Source organism: Dokdonella sp. (genome assembly GCF_051958935.1).
Lineage (GTDB): Bacteria > Pseudomonadota > Gammaproteobacteria > Xanthomonadales > Rhodanobacteraceae > Dokdonella_A.
In genome coordinates this window covers 1-14,278 of the sequence record NZ_JBQCFP010000102.1, presented here as the reverse complement: position 1 = coordinate 14,278, position 14,278 = coordinate 1, and the positions used below count along the sequence as shown (strand labels likewise).

Annotated in this window: 15 protein-coding genes; 7 read left to right on the top strand and 8 right to left on the bottom strand. The window is 68.4% G+C overall.

The window, feature by feature from the left end; translation table 11 throughout:
- The 4 genes from ACTHK2_RS09310 to ACTHK2_RS09295 all read right to left on the bottom strand — a co-directional run.
- Nucleotides 1-372: hypothetical protein (locus ACTHK2_RS09310; protein ID WP_440245429.1), on the bottom strand; the 372-nt coding region annotated here is incomplete at its 3' end.
- A gap of 193 nt (nucleotides 373-565) precedes the next feature.
- The gene (locus ACTHK2_RS09305) at nucleotides 566-979 is read right to left on the bottom strand and encodes a nuclear transport factor 2 family protein (RefSeq protein ID WP_440245428.1); all 414 of its coding nucleotides are present in this window, start codon (nucleotides 977-979) and stop codon (nucleotides 566-568) included.
- Between the two features lie 46 nt (nucleotides 980-1,025).
- Nucleotides 1,026-1,499, bottom strand: coding sequence for a DUF2269 family protein (locus ACTHK2_RS09300; protein WP_440245427.1), 474 nt, complete (start codon nucleotides 1,497-1,499; stop codon nucleotides 1,026-1,028).
- Entirely contained in the window at nucleotides 1,496-2,773 is a 1,278-nt protein-coding gene (locus ACTHK2_RS09295) for an SDR family oxidoreductase (RefSeq protein ID WP_440245426.1), read from the bottom strand. Before ACTHK2_RS09295 ends, ACTHK2_RS09300 begins: the two co-directional genes overlap by 4 nt.
- Before the next feature lie 23 nt (nucleotides 2,774-2,796).
- Here ACTHK2_RS09295 and ACTHK2_RS09290 point away from each other — a divergent pair, with 23 nt between their 5' ends.
- Nucleotides 2,797-3,282: a hypothetical protein gene (locus ACTHK2_RS09290; protein WP_440245425.1), complete on the top strand. Its 486-nt coding sequence runs from the start codon at nucleotides 2,797-2,799 to the stop codon at nucleotides 3,280-3,282.
- Here the strand turns inward: ACTHK2_RS09290 and ACTHK2_RS09285 are convergent.
- From ACTHK2_RS09285 to ACTHK2_RS09275, 3 genes are read right to left on the bottom strand one after another with little or no spacing between them, the layout of a single operon-like run.
- Nucleotides 3,215-4,726, bottom strand: coding sequence for an FAD-dependent oxidoreductase (locus tag ACTHK2_RS09285; protein WP_440245424.1), 1,512 nt, complete (start codon nucleotides 4,724-4,726; stop codon nucleotides 3,215-3,217). The genes ACTHK2_RS09290 and ACTHK2_RS09285 overlap by 68 nt on opposite strands.
- Entirely contained in the window at nucleotides 4,723-5,307 is a 585-nt protein-coding gene (locus ACTHK2_RS09280) for a hypothetical protein (RefSeq protein WP_440245423.1), read from the bottom strand. The genes ACTHK2_RS09285 and ACTHK2_RS09280 overlap by 4 nt, the downstream gene beginning before the upstream one ends.
- 34 nt (nucleotides 5,308-5,341) lie before the next feature.
- Nucleotides 5,342-6,934 (bottom strand): diguanylate cyclase domain-containing protein, encoded by a 1,593-nt coding sequence (locus ACTHK2_RS09275; RefSeq protein ID WP_440245422.1) that lies wholly within the window; start codon nucleotides 6,932-6,934, stop codon nucleotides 5,342-5,344.
- A gap of 261 nt (nucleotides 6,935-7,195) precedes the next feature.
- Between ACTHK2_RS09275 and ACTHK2_RS09270 the strand changes: the two genes are divergently transcribed.
- Complete coding sequence (locus ACTHK2_RS09270) at nucleotides 7,196-9,172, top strand: LTA synthase family protein (protein WP_440245421.1); 1,977 nt, start codon at nucleotides 7,196-7,198, stop codon at nucleotides 9,170-9,172.
- A 107-nt stretch (nucleotides 9,173-9,279) separates the two neighbouring features.
- On the top strand, nucleotides 9,280-10,485 hold the full coding sequence (locus ACTHK2_RS09265; RefSeq protein WP_440245420.1) for a hypothetical protein: 1,206 nt from the start codon (nucleotides 9,280-9,282) through the stop codon (nucleotides 10,483-10,485).
- Here ACTHK2_RS09265 and ACTHK2_RS09260 read toward each other — a convergent pair.
- Nucleotides 10,454-11,011: a hypothetical protein gene (locus tag ACTHK2_RS09260; protein ID WP_440245419.1), complete on the bottom strand. Its 558-nt coding sequence runs from the start codon at nucleotides 11,009-11,011 to the stop codon at nucleotides 10,454-10,456. The two genes, ACTHK2_RS09265 and ACTHK2_RS09260, sit on opposite strands and share 32 nt — an antisense overlap.
- Nucleotides 11,012-11,354: 343 nt before the next feature.
- Here ACTHK2_RS09260 and ACTHK2_RS09255 point away from each other — a divergent pair, with 343 nt between their 5' ends.
- From ACTHK2_RS09255 to ACTHK2_RS09240, 4 genes are all read left to right on the top strand, one after another.
- Nucleotides 11,355-12,641, top strand: coding sequence for a phospholipase D-like domain-containing protein (locus ACTHK2_RS09255; RefSeq protein ID WP_440245418.1), 1,287 nt, complete (start codon nucleotides 11,355-11,357; stop codon nucleotides 12,639-12,641).
- Between the two features lie 46 nt (nucleotides 12,642-12,687).
- Nucleotides 12,688-13,035, top strand: a complete 348-nt coding sequence (locus tag ACTHK2_RS09250) for a DUF2200 domain-containing protein (protein ID WP_440245417.1) — start codon at nucleotides 12,688-12,690, stop codon at nucleotides 13,033-13,035.
- Between the two features lie 215 nt (nucleotides 13,036-13,250).
- On the top strand, nucleotides 13,251-13,730 hold the full coding sequence (locus ACTHK2_RS09245; protein ID WP_440245416.1) for a VOC family protein: 480 nt from the start codon (nucleotides 13,251-13,253) through the stop codon (nucleotides 13,728-13,730).
- Nucleotides 13,731-13,808: 78 nt separating this feature from the next.
- Nucleotides 13,809-14,278, top strand: a 470-nt coding sequence (locus tag ACTHK2_RS09240; protein ID WP_440245415.1) for a glutathione S-transferase family protein, incomplete at its 3' end; no start/stop codon positions are given.

Below are 14,278 nucleotides of genomic sequence, written 5' to 3'. Positions count from 1 at the left end.
CGAGCCGAGGTCGACCAGCACGTCGTCCGTGCCGAGCGTCGTGCGTGAAAGAAGATCGAACACATGGCGCGCCGGCGTCGGCTGGTAGGACACCATCTCTGCCTCGGGCCCGGGCACGGCACCCGGCGCTTCCAGTTGCAGGAGCCCGGCCACGAGGTCGTCGAGATGATCGTAGTGATCGCCCGGGGCAACGCTGTCGGCCGCGGCCAGGCACAGCAGCCGTTCGCGTCCGCGTCCGCCGGCAAGAGCGGCGCGCAACGTGTCGTACAACGCGCGGTCGGCCGTTTCGAGGCGAGCACGCAGGGCGGCCACGCGACGATCGATCTCCCGATCCGCGGAGTCGGGGAAAACCGCCTCGAGGCGGTCGAGCACGTTCGCGCGTTCGCGCACGTTCCCGGCGTGATGAAGCGTCGTGTCTCGCTCGAGCTCCTCGAGCCAGGCGAAGCGATCGAAACCGGGCGGCTGGCGCTGCGTTCCTTCCATCGCGCGAGCTTGCCTCAATCGGGCGCGCATGCCCATCGGCACGCCCTCCCGTTGCACGCTGCTGATCGCCGCGATGACCCGGTCAGTTCACCGCCTTGCGATCGCGGCCGAACGGATCGCCCTTGGCTGATTCGGTGTGCAGCACGCACTTCCAGTCGCCGCCGCCGGCGCGCGTCCATACCGATGCGTCGTAGGCGACCATCCGCAGCGGCGCGCCGTCGACGACGAGGTCCTCGGTCACTTCGTAGCCGATGATCGCGGTGTCCTCGCCCGCGAACGCCACGTGCACCTTGCCGAACTCGAACGAGCGCAATGTCCAGCTGCCCTCTTGCATCATTCGTGCGAACGATGTCGAGTCGATCGACGCCGCGCCCTGCGCGCCGGTGACCATCACCGTATCGGCCATCATCGCCGTTGCAGCGTCGACATCGCGATCGACCATTGCCTGCCAGAACGCGGTTTCTCGGTCGATGATTTCCTGCTTCGATGCCATCATCCATCCTCCTCTGCAGTAGTGCGATGCTAGCCGTGCCCGATGAATATCAGCCGATCGCGGGTTTGGCGACCATCAGGTAGAAGATCGCGAGGAATGCCACCAATGCCGGCACACCGAGCGCGCACCAGGCGAACAATGCGTGCAGGAACGCGCGCGGCAACGGTGCGTCTCGATCCTGCGCCTGCGCCGAGAGATTGCGCATGCGCACCTGCAGGCCGATCACCGGCAGCCAGCAGCCGATCGCGACCGCATAGAGGACGATCGACGCGCGCAGCCATGGTGCATTCAGGGGGAAATGCGCGATCCGGGCGAGCCACCAGCCGGTCAACGGCTGCACGATCACCGTCGTCGTCGTGAACGTGGCATCCACGCGCACGACCCAGCGCGCAACCCAGGCCGCCACCTTCGCATCGCGCGACAGTGCCGCGCACAGGAGGTAGAACGCCGAGCCGATGCCCATGCCGAACAGGATCGTCGAGGAGACGATGTGGATCCATTTGACGACCGCATACGTACTCATCGCTCGCTTCCTCGCAGCAATGCAATCGCCGCGAGCATGGGCAGGTTCTTCACGACGGGCGCGAACGGATGCAGCCACAGCTCGGGCAGGCAAAGCGTGATGATGGCGGTATAGCCGACGATCACCGCCGCCTGCATCGCATAGAGATGCCTGCGCGCGCGCCAGCCGGGCAATACCAGCGTCGCGACGCCGAGGCCGATGTCGAGCAAGGCTCCGCCATACAACGCGAGGCGCGCTGGCCCGTCGGTCAATCCACAGCGCGCGAGCATGGCAAGGCTGTCGCCGACCGGCCACAGGCCCAGCGACACCGCGCCGGACGCGAGCCACACGACCGCGACGCTCACGCGCAACCAGGCGAGTCCCGCATGCCGCCGATGGTGCTCGCGCCAAGCGGTGCCTTCCTCTTTCGAAAGGAATGCACCCGGCGCGCGCGGCGCGTGGCCGAGCAAAGCGGTGATGCCTGACGGGTCATCGCAATTGCCGCGCTCAAGCATTGCCCATCGCTCGCGATCGAACGGGAGGCGCCTGCAGTACCCGCCGATCGTCGCGCTGGCCTGCACGATCCAGCGCGGTACCCGCCACCAACGCGGCGCGCCGCGGCCGAGCGCATGGCGCAACTGCGCGAGGTACTCGCGCAGCGTGATGCAATTCGGCCCCACCGCAGCCAGCCGTTCGGGCATGCGCGGGGCGGCCAGCAGCGCGGCGACCGCATCACACAGATCGACCACGTGGATCGGCTGTACGCGCTGCGTTCCGGCGCCCGGCAACGGGACGAGCGGTGCGGCGGCGAGACGCAGGAACAGCTGCGCGCTCTCGCCACCCAGGCCGAATACGAGCGACGGCTGAACGATGCATGCATGAACGCGCATCGCGCGCAGCGCGGCATCTGCCTCATGCTTGGAGCGGTGATAGGCTGTCATCGCTCGTGCATCCGCACCCAGCGCGGAGACCTGGATGATGCGCTTGACCCCGGCGGCGGCCGCCGCTTCGAACAATGCTTTCGGAGCGCGCTCGTGAAGCGTCGCGAACGACTGGCCGCGCCCCTCGGCGATGATGCCGGCCGCATTGACGACGGCATCGATGCCATCGAGCGCAATGCGCCAGGCCGCCGCGTCCGTTGCATCGTTGAAATCCAGCACCACGCTTTCGACACGCGCGCGTGGATCCGCGCGAGCGCGGCGCTGGACGACGCGCAGCGAATGCCCGCCGGCGAGCAGGCGCTCGGCCAACGCACTGCCGATGAAGCCGCTCGCTCCGGTAAGGAGCACCTTCATCGGACAGCCACCGGGAGCGCGCGATGACCACACGTGCGATGCGGCTCCTCGCCAGCGGAAGCATCGCGAGCCTCGCTTCCACCGCCGTCGTCGTATGGGCGAGCCGGCGCCACACGGGGTATGCCGCGGCAGGGACGAATGCGGCGAGCCAGGGGGTATTCGGCGAAAACGCGCGTCGTCGCAGGCGCGCGAGCGTGCTTCACACGGCAATCGGCTACGCGATCCATCATGCGAGTTCGCTGTTGTGGACGCGCGCCTACTGCAGCGATTTCGCCCGACGCTGGATTCCATCGCGCGGCGCTCGTGCCGCGACGGTCGCGCTGCTCGCCGCCCTCGTCGACTACGGCGTCGTGCCGCGCCGGTTCACGCCGGGGTTCGAAGCCCACCTGCCCCGCCGTGCGATCGCCGTCGTGTACGCCGCGTTCGGTGCAGGTCTTTGGCTCAGCGCGCGCGTGCATGACCCTGGCCGGCGTCGATCGGCTCGAGGCCGCGCGCCGCGGGCCCATTGAGCACGCGGCCATCGCAAGGATCGAAGCGCGACCCATGGCAGGGACAATCGAAGGTGCGCTCGATCGCATTCCAGCGGACGCTGCAGCCGGGGTGCGGGCAGGTCGCGGAGAACGCATGCAGTTCGCCATTCTCGTCGCGGTGGACGGCGATGCGATGTGCCCCCTGGCGCACCACCGTGCCGTCGAGCGGCGCCAGCGGTCGCGCATCCCCGCCGCGCACCCAGTCCGCGTACTGCACGGCGACGTTGGCGTTCTCGTGCAACCACGATCCCGCGGCACGCAGCGGCTTGCGGCGCGGATCGTAGACGCCGTCGCACGGGTCGGCGCCCCCCGCGATCAATGCCGGCACGACCTCCGCCGCGATGGTGCCATGCGTGAGGCCATTGCCCGAGTCGCCCGTGACGACGTAGACGTTGGCCTCGCCGCCAGGGTCGTGCCCGATGAACGCAAGCCCGTCGACGGGCTCGATCACCTGCCCCGACCACGCCCACTCCGCCGCAGAGGCGAGCGGGAAGCGTGCGCGCGTCCATTCGACCAGCCGTTCGAATGCAGCGGTGTCCGGCGCCTGTCCGGTCTTGTGATCCTCGCCGCCGACGATCAGCCACGATGCGCCGCTCTCATCGTCGACCCGGCGCACGTAGTGGTAGGGATCGACCATGTCCCACAGCAGCAGGTCGGGAACGGCATCGCGCGGGATCGGGCAGCCGATGACGTATGTGCGGTATGGCGCTTGCTTCGTATGGATCGCGATCGGCTCGTGGAACGGCACGTTCGTCGCGATCACCACGGCGTTCGCGCGGATGCGCTGGCCAGCCGCGGTCGCGACATCGACGCGGTCACCGCCTTCGATCCCCGTCGCTTCGCCGCGCACGAGCGACCCGCCGAGGTCGGCGACCGCACGCGCAAGGCCGGCGAGGTACGCCTGCGGGTCGATGCGCGCCTGGCGGGCGAAGCGCAGCGCACTTCCGAAACCGGTGCCGGGCACGCGCGCGACGGGTTCGACCTCCAGCCCCGCGCGCCGCGCAGCGTCGAACTCCCGCTCGAGCCCGCCCGGGTCGCCGCCTTCGCCGACGAGGTAGCCGTCCACGCGCGCGAAGCCGCAGGCAATCGAGAACTCGCCGCACCACTCCTCGATGCGGTCGATCGCGCGCGCGTGGCTCTGCGCGGCCACGCGGGCGCCGTCGTGTCCATGGTGGCGTTCGAGCACGTGGAAGCGGTCGTCGAGTGCGCAGGCGAGGTGCGCACTCGTGCGCAAGGTCTGTCCCGCGCCGATCGCATCCCTTTCCAGCACCGTGACGCAGCGGCCCACCGGCAACAGCGAGAGCGCCACCGAAAGCCCGGCGATGCCCGCACCGATGACGAGCACGTCCTCCTCGATGTCGGCGGCCAGCATGGGAATCGCGGGCATCGGCGCGCGCATCCAGATCGAACGCGTCTCGCTCATCGACCGCTCCCGGGCGCGCACAGGCGCCGTGCGATGCCTGCGTGCAAGGCCCGCGGCGACCGCTGCAGCAATGAACCGACGGCAAGGCCCGCCGCGAGGGCACCGAATACCGCGGCAATGCCGCGTGCGTCGAGCGCGCCTTCGTAACCGGGGGACAACCGGCGCGGCAGGATGCCGTAGTCGAGCACACCGGCCGCAGCGGCGACCAAGGCGGCGCGCAGTGTCGAATCAGGCATGGCCGCCCGCACGCGCGGATGTTCGTGGATCGCCGCCCAGAAATGCGAGCTGGCGTGGTGGACCAGCAGCGCGACCCCGGTTATCCGCCAGCTCGGGCGACGTAGCGTGGTCGCCGACCGTCCGCGCACCGACTGCGCCGAGCCATTGAGCGCCGCGACGCTCGCCCCGCTCTGCACGCGGGATGCGAAGAGCACCGCCGCGAGCCCGATGGCACTCGTGACCCAGCCCGTGCACGCCGTCCGTTTGGCCCAGATGAGATTCCGGCGTGTCATATGGATTCCCGCAGCGCGTCGATGCGAGCTTCCACGGAACCGACCAGCGCACGGATGAACCGCCCCGCGCATCGGACAGCATCGATTCACCGCGCAGGGAGAGGGTTCAGGTCGAGCGGTGCCGTCCGGAGCGGAACGGGATCGGCGCCTGCGCCGCCGCGGGCACGGGAACACGCGTACCGACGCGATACGTGTTGCGGCCCGCGAGTTTGGCCTCGTAGAGGCCGACGTCGGCCTCGCGCAGCAATCCCTCGGCGTCGAGCCCGTCGCGGGACAGCGCGATGCCGATGCTCGCCCCGACCGTGAGTGCGAGCGGGTCGACGACGATGTCGCGCTCGAACGCGGCGAGCAGCTTGACTGCGATCGCCTCCAACGCATCCAGCGAGTCGACGCTGTCGAGGAGGATCGCGAACTCGTCGCCCCCCATTCGCGCGGCGAGATCGCCAGCACGCAGGTCCGCCTGCAGGCGGCGCGCGAATTCGCACAGCACGGCGTCGCCGACGGCGTGCCCGTAGGTGTCATTGATCGGCTTGAAGCGGTCGACGTCCACGTACAGCACGCCGCCCGCGCCGCCGCTGCGCTCGGCGCGCGCGAGCGCGCCGCCGAGCGCTTCGCCGAACTTCTTGCGGTTGGCCAACCCGGTGAGTGGATCGGTCTGCGCGAGCCGCGCCAGTTGCTGTTTCGCGCGCTCGAGGCGCGACACTTCGAAGATGAGCACGAAAAACCCGCGCACCGCGTGCCGGGCGTCGAAATCGGGCACGCACGCGGCCTCGAAATAGCGATGCTCGCCGCGGAAGTCGCATTCGGTGTCGAACATGACCGTCTCGCCGCGGCGCGCCGCGCTCATGTGCGATTTCAACGCGTCGCAGAAGACGCGCCCGACCACGTCCGACAGGCGGCGGCCGACGATCCAGCGCGCGTCGACGTCGAGCAGGCGCGCGAAATAGCTGTTGGCGAACGTGAAGCGCTCGTCCGTGTCGATGTAGGCAACCACCGCGGGCAGGTTGTCGGCGATTGCGCGCAGGTGCTTCTCCTTCTGCGCGAGCGAGCGTGTCAGGCGCTCGTTGCACATCAGCAGGAAGCCCAGAGACGCTGCCATCGGGAACGCCGCGCCGAGCCCGAACGCGATGCTCTGCATGAACCCCGGCGCGAACGGGCCGGCATTCTCGAAACCCGGCACGAACGTACCCGCCGCGCGCAGCAGCAACGCCGCCGACAATGCGGCGAACGCGATGACGGTGAGGAGCTTGCTGCGCATGCGCTCGCCATGGACGACCAGCACCCAGACGGCGATCGCGAGCTGCATGCCGATGATCGCCGACACGCTCGCCCCGGCCATGCTCCGGCTCGGCTCGACGTAGATGAAGGCGGTTTCGCAGGCAAGGATCAGCAGGACCGGAACGAGCGAGAGCAGGCGCCGCCGCGGCAATCCCGCGAAGCTGCGCACCGCTTCGCCCAGGCGCGCGAACGCGAGGCCGAGCAGGCCGTTGGCGACGACGATCGACAGCACGTCGGGGATCGCATCGCGCAGTGAATAGGCCATCCACCCGGTCGGCAACAGCAGGATGCCACTCATCCAGAGCCGCAGGCTCGCGCGCAGCGGTGCCGGGTAATCGCGCGATACGAAACGAAGGCTGACGCCGATGATCAGCGCGAGAATCGCCGCGATCACGATCGTGGATCGGATGTCCAACGCCATGGCTGGCCCCTCTGCCGGGCCAGTCTATGCCGGATGCCGAGGCGGGTCCACCGCCGGGAGGGAGCGCCGCAAGGCGGCTTTCCGCAGGCTTTCGCGGGCTGAAACCTTGATGACAGCAGCTCGCCTGACACTCGCGCATCGATCCGCCGCCTGAGCCCGCCACGGCCTCCAGGGGGCGGAATGCATCGATCGCACGGGGCCCTTCCAGCCGGCCTCGCGACGGTTCCACGTGCTGCCTCCATCGAACCGGAGTCGACTTCCTTGGATACCCGCCCCGCAGCGTTTTGGGCGCTGCGCACCCGATATGCCGCGCTGGCGTGGTTCGCCGGCGTATTCCTCGCGGTCGAATGCCTCACCCGCCTCGCCCTGCTGCTCAAGACCGGGTCAGGCGTGCCGGTCGCTCCGCTCTACTGGCTTTACCTGTTCGCGGTCGGCCTCGGCTACGACCTCGTCGCGCTGGTCTACGTGGCATGGCCGCTGGTGCTGTTCCTCTGGCTCGTGCCACGCCGCGCGTTCCCGGCGCGTCCCGCGCGCGCCGTGCTCACCCTCCTGCTGCTGGCGATGGTGTACGGGTTGCTGTTCGTCACCGCCGCCGAGTGGCTGTTCTGGGACGAGTTCGCGAGCCGCTTCAACTTCATCGCGGTCGACTACCTCGTCTATTCGCGCGAGGTGATCGGCAACATCCGCGCTTCCTATCCGGTCGGCAGGGTGCTCGTCGCGCTCGGCGTAGCCGCCAGCGCGGTGCTCTACCTCGCGCGTTTCAGGTGGCGTCCACGCGAGGACGCCTCGCGCCTGCGCCAGCGCAGCGCGGTGACGCTCGCGTGGCTGCTGCTCACGATCATCGTGACGTGTGCGGTCGACGGCGAATCCAAGAATGCGACCGCCAACGAATACGTCAACGAGCTCGCCGGTAACGGCGTCTACGAGTTCTTCTCCGCGTTTCGCAACAACGAGCTCGATTGGCGACGCTTCTACCGCACCCTCCCCGACGCGACCGCATTCGCACGCACGCGCGAACTCCTGAAGACGCCCGAGGCCACGTTCGTCGACGCCGACCCGCGCGACATCACGCGCGAGATCCGCAACGCGGGCCCGGAACAGCACCTCAACGTGATCCTCGTCAGCGTCGAGAGCCTGTCCGCCGACTACCTCGGCGCATTCGGCGGCAGCAAGCACCTCACGCCGAACCTCGACGCGCTCGCCGCGAAGAGCCTTCTCTTCACCCGTCTCTACGCGAGCGGAACCCGCACCGTGCGCGGCCTCGAAGCACTGTCGCTGTCGGTGCCGCCCACGCCGGGGCAATCGATCGTCAAGCGGCCGGACAACGAGAACCTGTTCTCGCTCGGTTCGGTGTTCGACGAGAAGGGCTACGACTCGATGTTCGTCTACGGTGGCTACGGCTACTTCGACAACATGAACTACTTCTTCTCGCACAACGGCTACCGCACGGTCGACCGCTCCGACATCCCGAGCGACCAGGTCCACGCCGCCAACATCTGGGGCGTCGCCGACGAGGATCTCTTCACGCTGGCGCTGCGCGAGGCGGATCACGCGGCCGCCGCGAACCGCCCGTTCTTCGAACACGTCATGACGACGTCGAACCATCCGCCGTTCACCTATCCCGTGGGCCGCATCGACCTGCCGTCGGGCAAGGCCGGTCGGGCAGGCGCGGTCAAGTACACCGACTGGGCGCTCGGCGACTTCCTCGCGCGCGCGGCCGGCAAGCCATGGTTCGACGACACCGTGTTCGTCATCACGGCCGACCATTGCTCGTCGAGCTGGGGCCGCAGCGCGATCCCGATGAATCGCTACCACATTCCGCTGCTGATCTACTCGCCCAAGCACATCGCGCCCGCACGCGTCGACCGGTTGATGGCCCAGATCGACATCCCGCCGACCCTGCTCGGTCTGCTGGACTTCAGCTACACCTCGAAGTTCTACGGCTACGACCTGTTCAAGCTCGAACCGGGCCGCGAGCGGGCGCTGCTCGGCAACTACCAGAAAGCGGGCTACCTGCGCGACGACGTGCTCACCGTGCTCGCACCGAGGAAGCATGCGACCCAGACACTGCCGAAGTTCGACAACAGCGGGGACGCGGCCCCGCTCGACGCACCCCGGCCGCAACTCGTCGACGATGCGATCGCCTACTACCAGACCGCGAGCGAGCGCTTCAACGAAGGACTCATGCGCATCGCTGTTCCGCCGGCAGCACGGATCACGAAAGCGGCGCCGCGCTGAGGTCGCTGCGACGGGACGCCCCGGTCGACCGCGTCGGCCGGCGCGTGATGGGATTGTCCACGCGGCTACGTGATGGCATATACAGTCCGCGCCATCAGGACGTTGCCGTGCTGCCCACCCTCTGGATCCGCCTGCTCGCCGGCGCCTGTGCGCTGGTCGCCCCCGCTGCGCACGCTCGCGCCACCGAGCCGCCCGTGCGCGCGACCGTCACGCTGGTGCACGCGAGCGACGCCGCCTGGCGCGTGGAGTACCGGCTGTCCGAGCCCGTCGACACGATCGAGCTCGGGCCGCCGATCGTGGAGTACCGCGCGAGCGCGTGGACGTTGGGCACGCCGGGGCTGTCGCTCACGAGCGATGCGACGGGCGAGTCGATCCGCAGCGATACGCCGTTCGCTCGGGCGGTCGTCGAAATCCGCGACTACGCGCCATGGGCGCACGACCAGTACATCCCGATCGACCGCCACTCCGACGGGGGCCACGCGTTCTATCTCGGCCACCTGATGGGCTCGGTGCGACAGGGGAAGCGTGAACGCAACATGCTCGTCACATTCGAACTCGTCGGACTGCATGGAGAAAACGTGCTGCTCGCCGAGCAGGCGAACGACGACCAGGGCACGTATGCCTATTTCGGTCCGCATCAGCCCGTGGATACGGGCGCCGTGCGCCTCATCGTCGATCCGAAAACGCCCCGCTGGAGCCACGACGCGATCGATCGCGTGGTCGCGCCGCTCGCCTCCTACTACCAGCACGCATTCGCGCGTGCATGGCGAGCGCCGCCGCTCGTCATCATCGGCGCCGGCCGGCTCGACGAGGCCGGCTTCTCGATCAAGGGCGGCGCACTGCCCGGCGAGCTGTTCTTCAGGATCGCGGGGCGGGATGCGCTCGTCGAAGCGCCAACCCTGCGCATGAATTTCGAACAGCTCGTCGCGCATGAACTCGCCCACGTCTGGCAAGACCTCGTGCGTCGCGGTGGTACCGGCGAGCGCACGGAGGCGTGGATCCATGAAGGCGGCGCCCAGGCGCTGTCGCTTGCCGCGCTCGAAGGCGCCGGCGTGTGGGACTCGGAGGAGGCCGTCGCCTTCAAGCGGAAGCTGCACGACGAATGCGCAGCACGTCGCGAGGCGCCGCCGCGCCGCCACGCCGACGCCTCGCGCGAAGCCTATACCTGCGGCTACGAACGATTTGCCGCGTATCCGCTCGGTGCGATCGAGCTGTGGAAAGACCTGATCGCCGAAACCGAGCGGAGCGGCGCACCCTATTCCGCCGCGATGGTCGAGCGAATCAATGCGCGGAAGGGCTGGAGGGCGCCGTAGTCGAGTTGCCGCGGCGGCCGCCGCTGCGACCGTTCGCCTTGCGCGCGCCCGCCGATCTCGCCGAGGCACCTTCCGAGCGCCGGGTACGCGACGCCGATTCGCCACTGTCACGCGCCGATGCGGCACTGGCCCGGCGGGCGGCACCTCGCAGCCAGAACCCGACGGCCACGCCGATCACCGCCATGCCGACGAGCACCGCGGCCGGGCGCGAGCGTGCCTGCTTCATCGCCACGCCGCCCCACTGCGCCGCGTGGCGCCGTGCTTCGTGCCACGCATGGCTGCCGGCCTTCATGCCGGTTTCCATCGCGTCGCGCGCAACGCTGCCGCCGACCGCGCGAGCGCGGCGCGCATGCAGCTGCACCGATTGCGCTGCACTGCGCATGTCGTCGGCGAGCTGGGCCGCGGTATCACGCAGCTGGCTGCGTGCCGCCGCCGCTTCCGCCATCACATCGACGGTCGCCGCCTTCATCGTCGCGGGAATGTCCTGGAATGAGGCGTGGTCGCCCTTGAGGATCTGTCTCGACACGGCCGTTTCTCCGGGTGGGTTCACGTGCTCGAACACTGGCAGGCGATGTCTGTACCGTGTCTGACGCGTCGCGCGCGCAGTCAGGCCGTGCTGGGCTTCGATCGGTAACCCGGCAACGATGGAGCAACGGGTGGACACGCGTTCAGATGCGGTTGTCGAACGTCGCGCACGATGAACGGATCATGCGAGGAAGGGGAGCATCCATGCCGCTGACGCGTGCCAGGATTCCACGCCGCAGGTCCGCGCGAGCACTGACCGCGCGCACGATCCGGGATGGTGGCGCCATGCGCGCGCCCTCCGACGTCCCTCGCACGCGCCGATGCGTGCCAGCGGGGCTGCACCCATGAAGTGGCGCCGTCCGACCTGGAAAACCGTTTTCGGCGTGGCCGTCGCCACCTTTCTCATCGTGGTCATCGGCCTCAACTTCGTGGGTTCCGAAAAGCACGTGCTGCAGACGCCCGCCCACGCCTACGGCATCCGGGACGCGACTTTCGAGCGCGTCGTCGGCTCGCTGCTCGGGCCGCCGATCGTGCAGGGCAATCACGTCGAAACCCTCGTCAACGGCGACGAGATCTTTCCGTCGATGCTCGAAGCGATCCGTTCGGCCGAGCACACGATAGACTTCGAAACCTACATCTACTGGTCGTGCGAGACCGGACGCTCGTTCGCGAACGCGATCGCCGAGCGCGCGAAGGCCGGCGTGCAGGCGCACGTGCTGCTCGACTGGGTCGGCAGCCAGAGCATGGATGACGATGCGCTCGCCCTCATGCGTGACGCCGGCGCGCGCGTCGAGATCTACCATCCGCTGCGCTGGTACACGCTCGCCCGGCTCAACAACCGCACGCATCGCAAGTTGCTCGTCGTCGACGGACGCATCGGTTTCACCGGCGGCGTCGGCATCGCCGACGAGTGGACCGGCCACGCACAGGATCCCTCGCACTGGCGCGACACGCACTTCCGCGTGGAAGGGCCGGTCGTCGCCCAGATGCAGGCCGCCTTCGAGGACAACTGGATCAAGGTCACCGGCGAGGTCAACCACGAGCCGCACTACTTTCCTGCGATCGAACCGCGCGCGGGCGGTGTCGACGCGCAGATGTTCCTGAGTTCCCCCGCCGGCGGCAGCGAGAACATGGAGATCATGTACCTGCTCGCGATCGCGGCGGCAGAACATTCGATCCTGCTCGAGGCGGCCTATTTCATCCCCGACGACCGCACGGTCGAGGCGCTGCTACAGGCGCGCCGACGCGGCGTGCGCGTGGACGTGATCGTACCCGGACCGGTCAACGACGCGAAGGTCACGCGCTACGCCTCGCGCAACCAGTGGGGCATGCTGCTCTCTGCGGGCGTGTCGATCCACGAGTACCAGCCGACGATGTTCCACTGCAAGGTGCTCGTCGTCGACGGCTACTTCACCTCGGTCGGTTCCACCAATTTCGACGAACGCTCGTTCCGCCTCAACGACGAGGCGAGCCTCAACGTGTTCGACCCGGCCTTCGCGGCACGGCAGGCCGAACTGTTTGAACAGGATCTCGCACGCAGTCGCACCTACTCGCTCCAGGACTGGCAGGCGCGCAGCATGAAGGAACGCCTGTACGAATCCGTCGCCTCATGGGTATCCTCGCAGCTGTAGGCCGGGCCACGGTCCGGCGCTCGCGAGCGCAAGAGGACACAGAGGCGTGACCGCACACCGCATCTTCGCCACCCCTTTCTCGAAGATCCACCCGATGTACGTGCAGAAGGCCGAGCGCAAGGGCCGCAGTGCCGCCGAGGTCGACCGCATCATCTGCTGGCTGACCGGCTACGACGAAGCGGGCCTCGCGGAACAACTCAGGCGTAACGTCGACATCGAAACCTTCTTCGACGAAGCACCGGCGATCCATCCCAACGCATCCCTTGTCACGGGCGTCGTCTGCGGCGTGCGTGTCGAGACCGTGGAGGATCCCTTGATGCGCACGATCCGCTGCCTCGACAAGCTCGTCGACGAGCTCGCGAAAGGCAAGGCGATGGAGAAGATCCTGCGGTAGCACCCGGGGCAAGCTGCGCTTGCTGCGCGGGCTTCGCTCAACGCGAACGGCGTCATGGCGAAGCCTCACGCAGAAGATCGAAGGGCATTGCGAATGAACGCTCCCGCACGAGTGCTCGTGCGCGTTGGACTTTGGCCCTTGCGGATGTCGATTCATGCCCCGGTCGTTCGTCGATACAGATACAGGGCGCTCCCCGCCCTGATGGAGATGCCACGATGGTCGCCAAGAACACGGTTTGTCTCTGGTACGACGGTACCGCCCTCGATGCCGCCCGCTTTTATGCGGAAACCTTTCCCGATACCACGGTCGACGCGATCCACTACGCACCGGGCGACTACCCGAGCGGCCACGAAGGTGATGTGCTCACGGTCGAATTCAGCGTGATGGGCATCCCCTGCATCGGCCTCAACGGCGGCCCCGCGTTCACGCACGACGAGGCGTTCTCGTTCCAGGTCGCGACCGACGACCAGGCCGAAACGGACCGGCTGTGGAACGCGATCATCGACAACGGCGGCAAGGCGAGCGCGTGCGGCTGGTGCAAGGACCGCTGGGGCGTGTCATGGCAGATCACGCCGCGCGCGCTGACTGCGGCGATCACCGCGCCCGACCGCAAGGCTGCCAAGCGCGCGTTCGACGCGATGATGGGAATGACCAAGATCGACATCGCGGCGATCGAGGCCGCACTGCGCGGCTGACGCCCCCGCCCGCCTGTCGTTTACCGGAATAACCCCAAAGGCGCGGCGAGTCGTCGCGCCGTCGATGGAGCATGCCCGATGAATCCCACGATCACCGCGTTCGAACGCTCACCCGATCGCGGTCGCGGCCTCGCGCGCGACATGCGCGTGCGCTGGGCCCTCGAGGAAGTCGGCCAGCCTTACGACGTGCGCCTCGTCTCGTTCGCCGCGATGAAGGAACCTGCGCACCGTGCGCGCAATCCATTCGCACAGATTCCGACCTACGAGGAAGGCGACCTGGTCCTGTTCGAATCCGGCGCGATCATCCTGCACATCGGCGAACGCCACGCGGGGTTGCTGCCGGTCGAGGCAGATGCGCGGGCGCGCGCGATCGCCTGGATGTTCGCCGCGGTCAACACGATCGAACCGCCGATCCTCGACCTGCAGGTCGCGAAGTTCGCCGAGGGCGACATGCCCTGGGCGGCGGAGCGCCTGCCGCTCGTGCTCGATCGCATCCGCCAGCGCCTGGGCGACCTCGCCACGCACCTCGGAGACGCCGACTGGCTCGA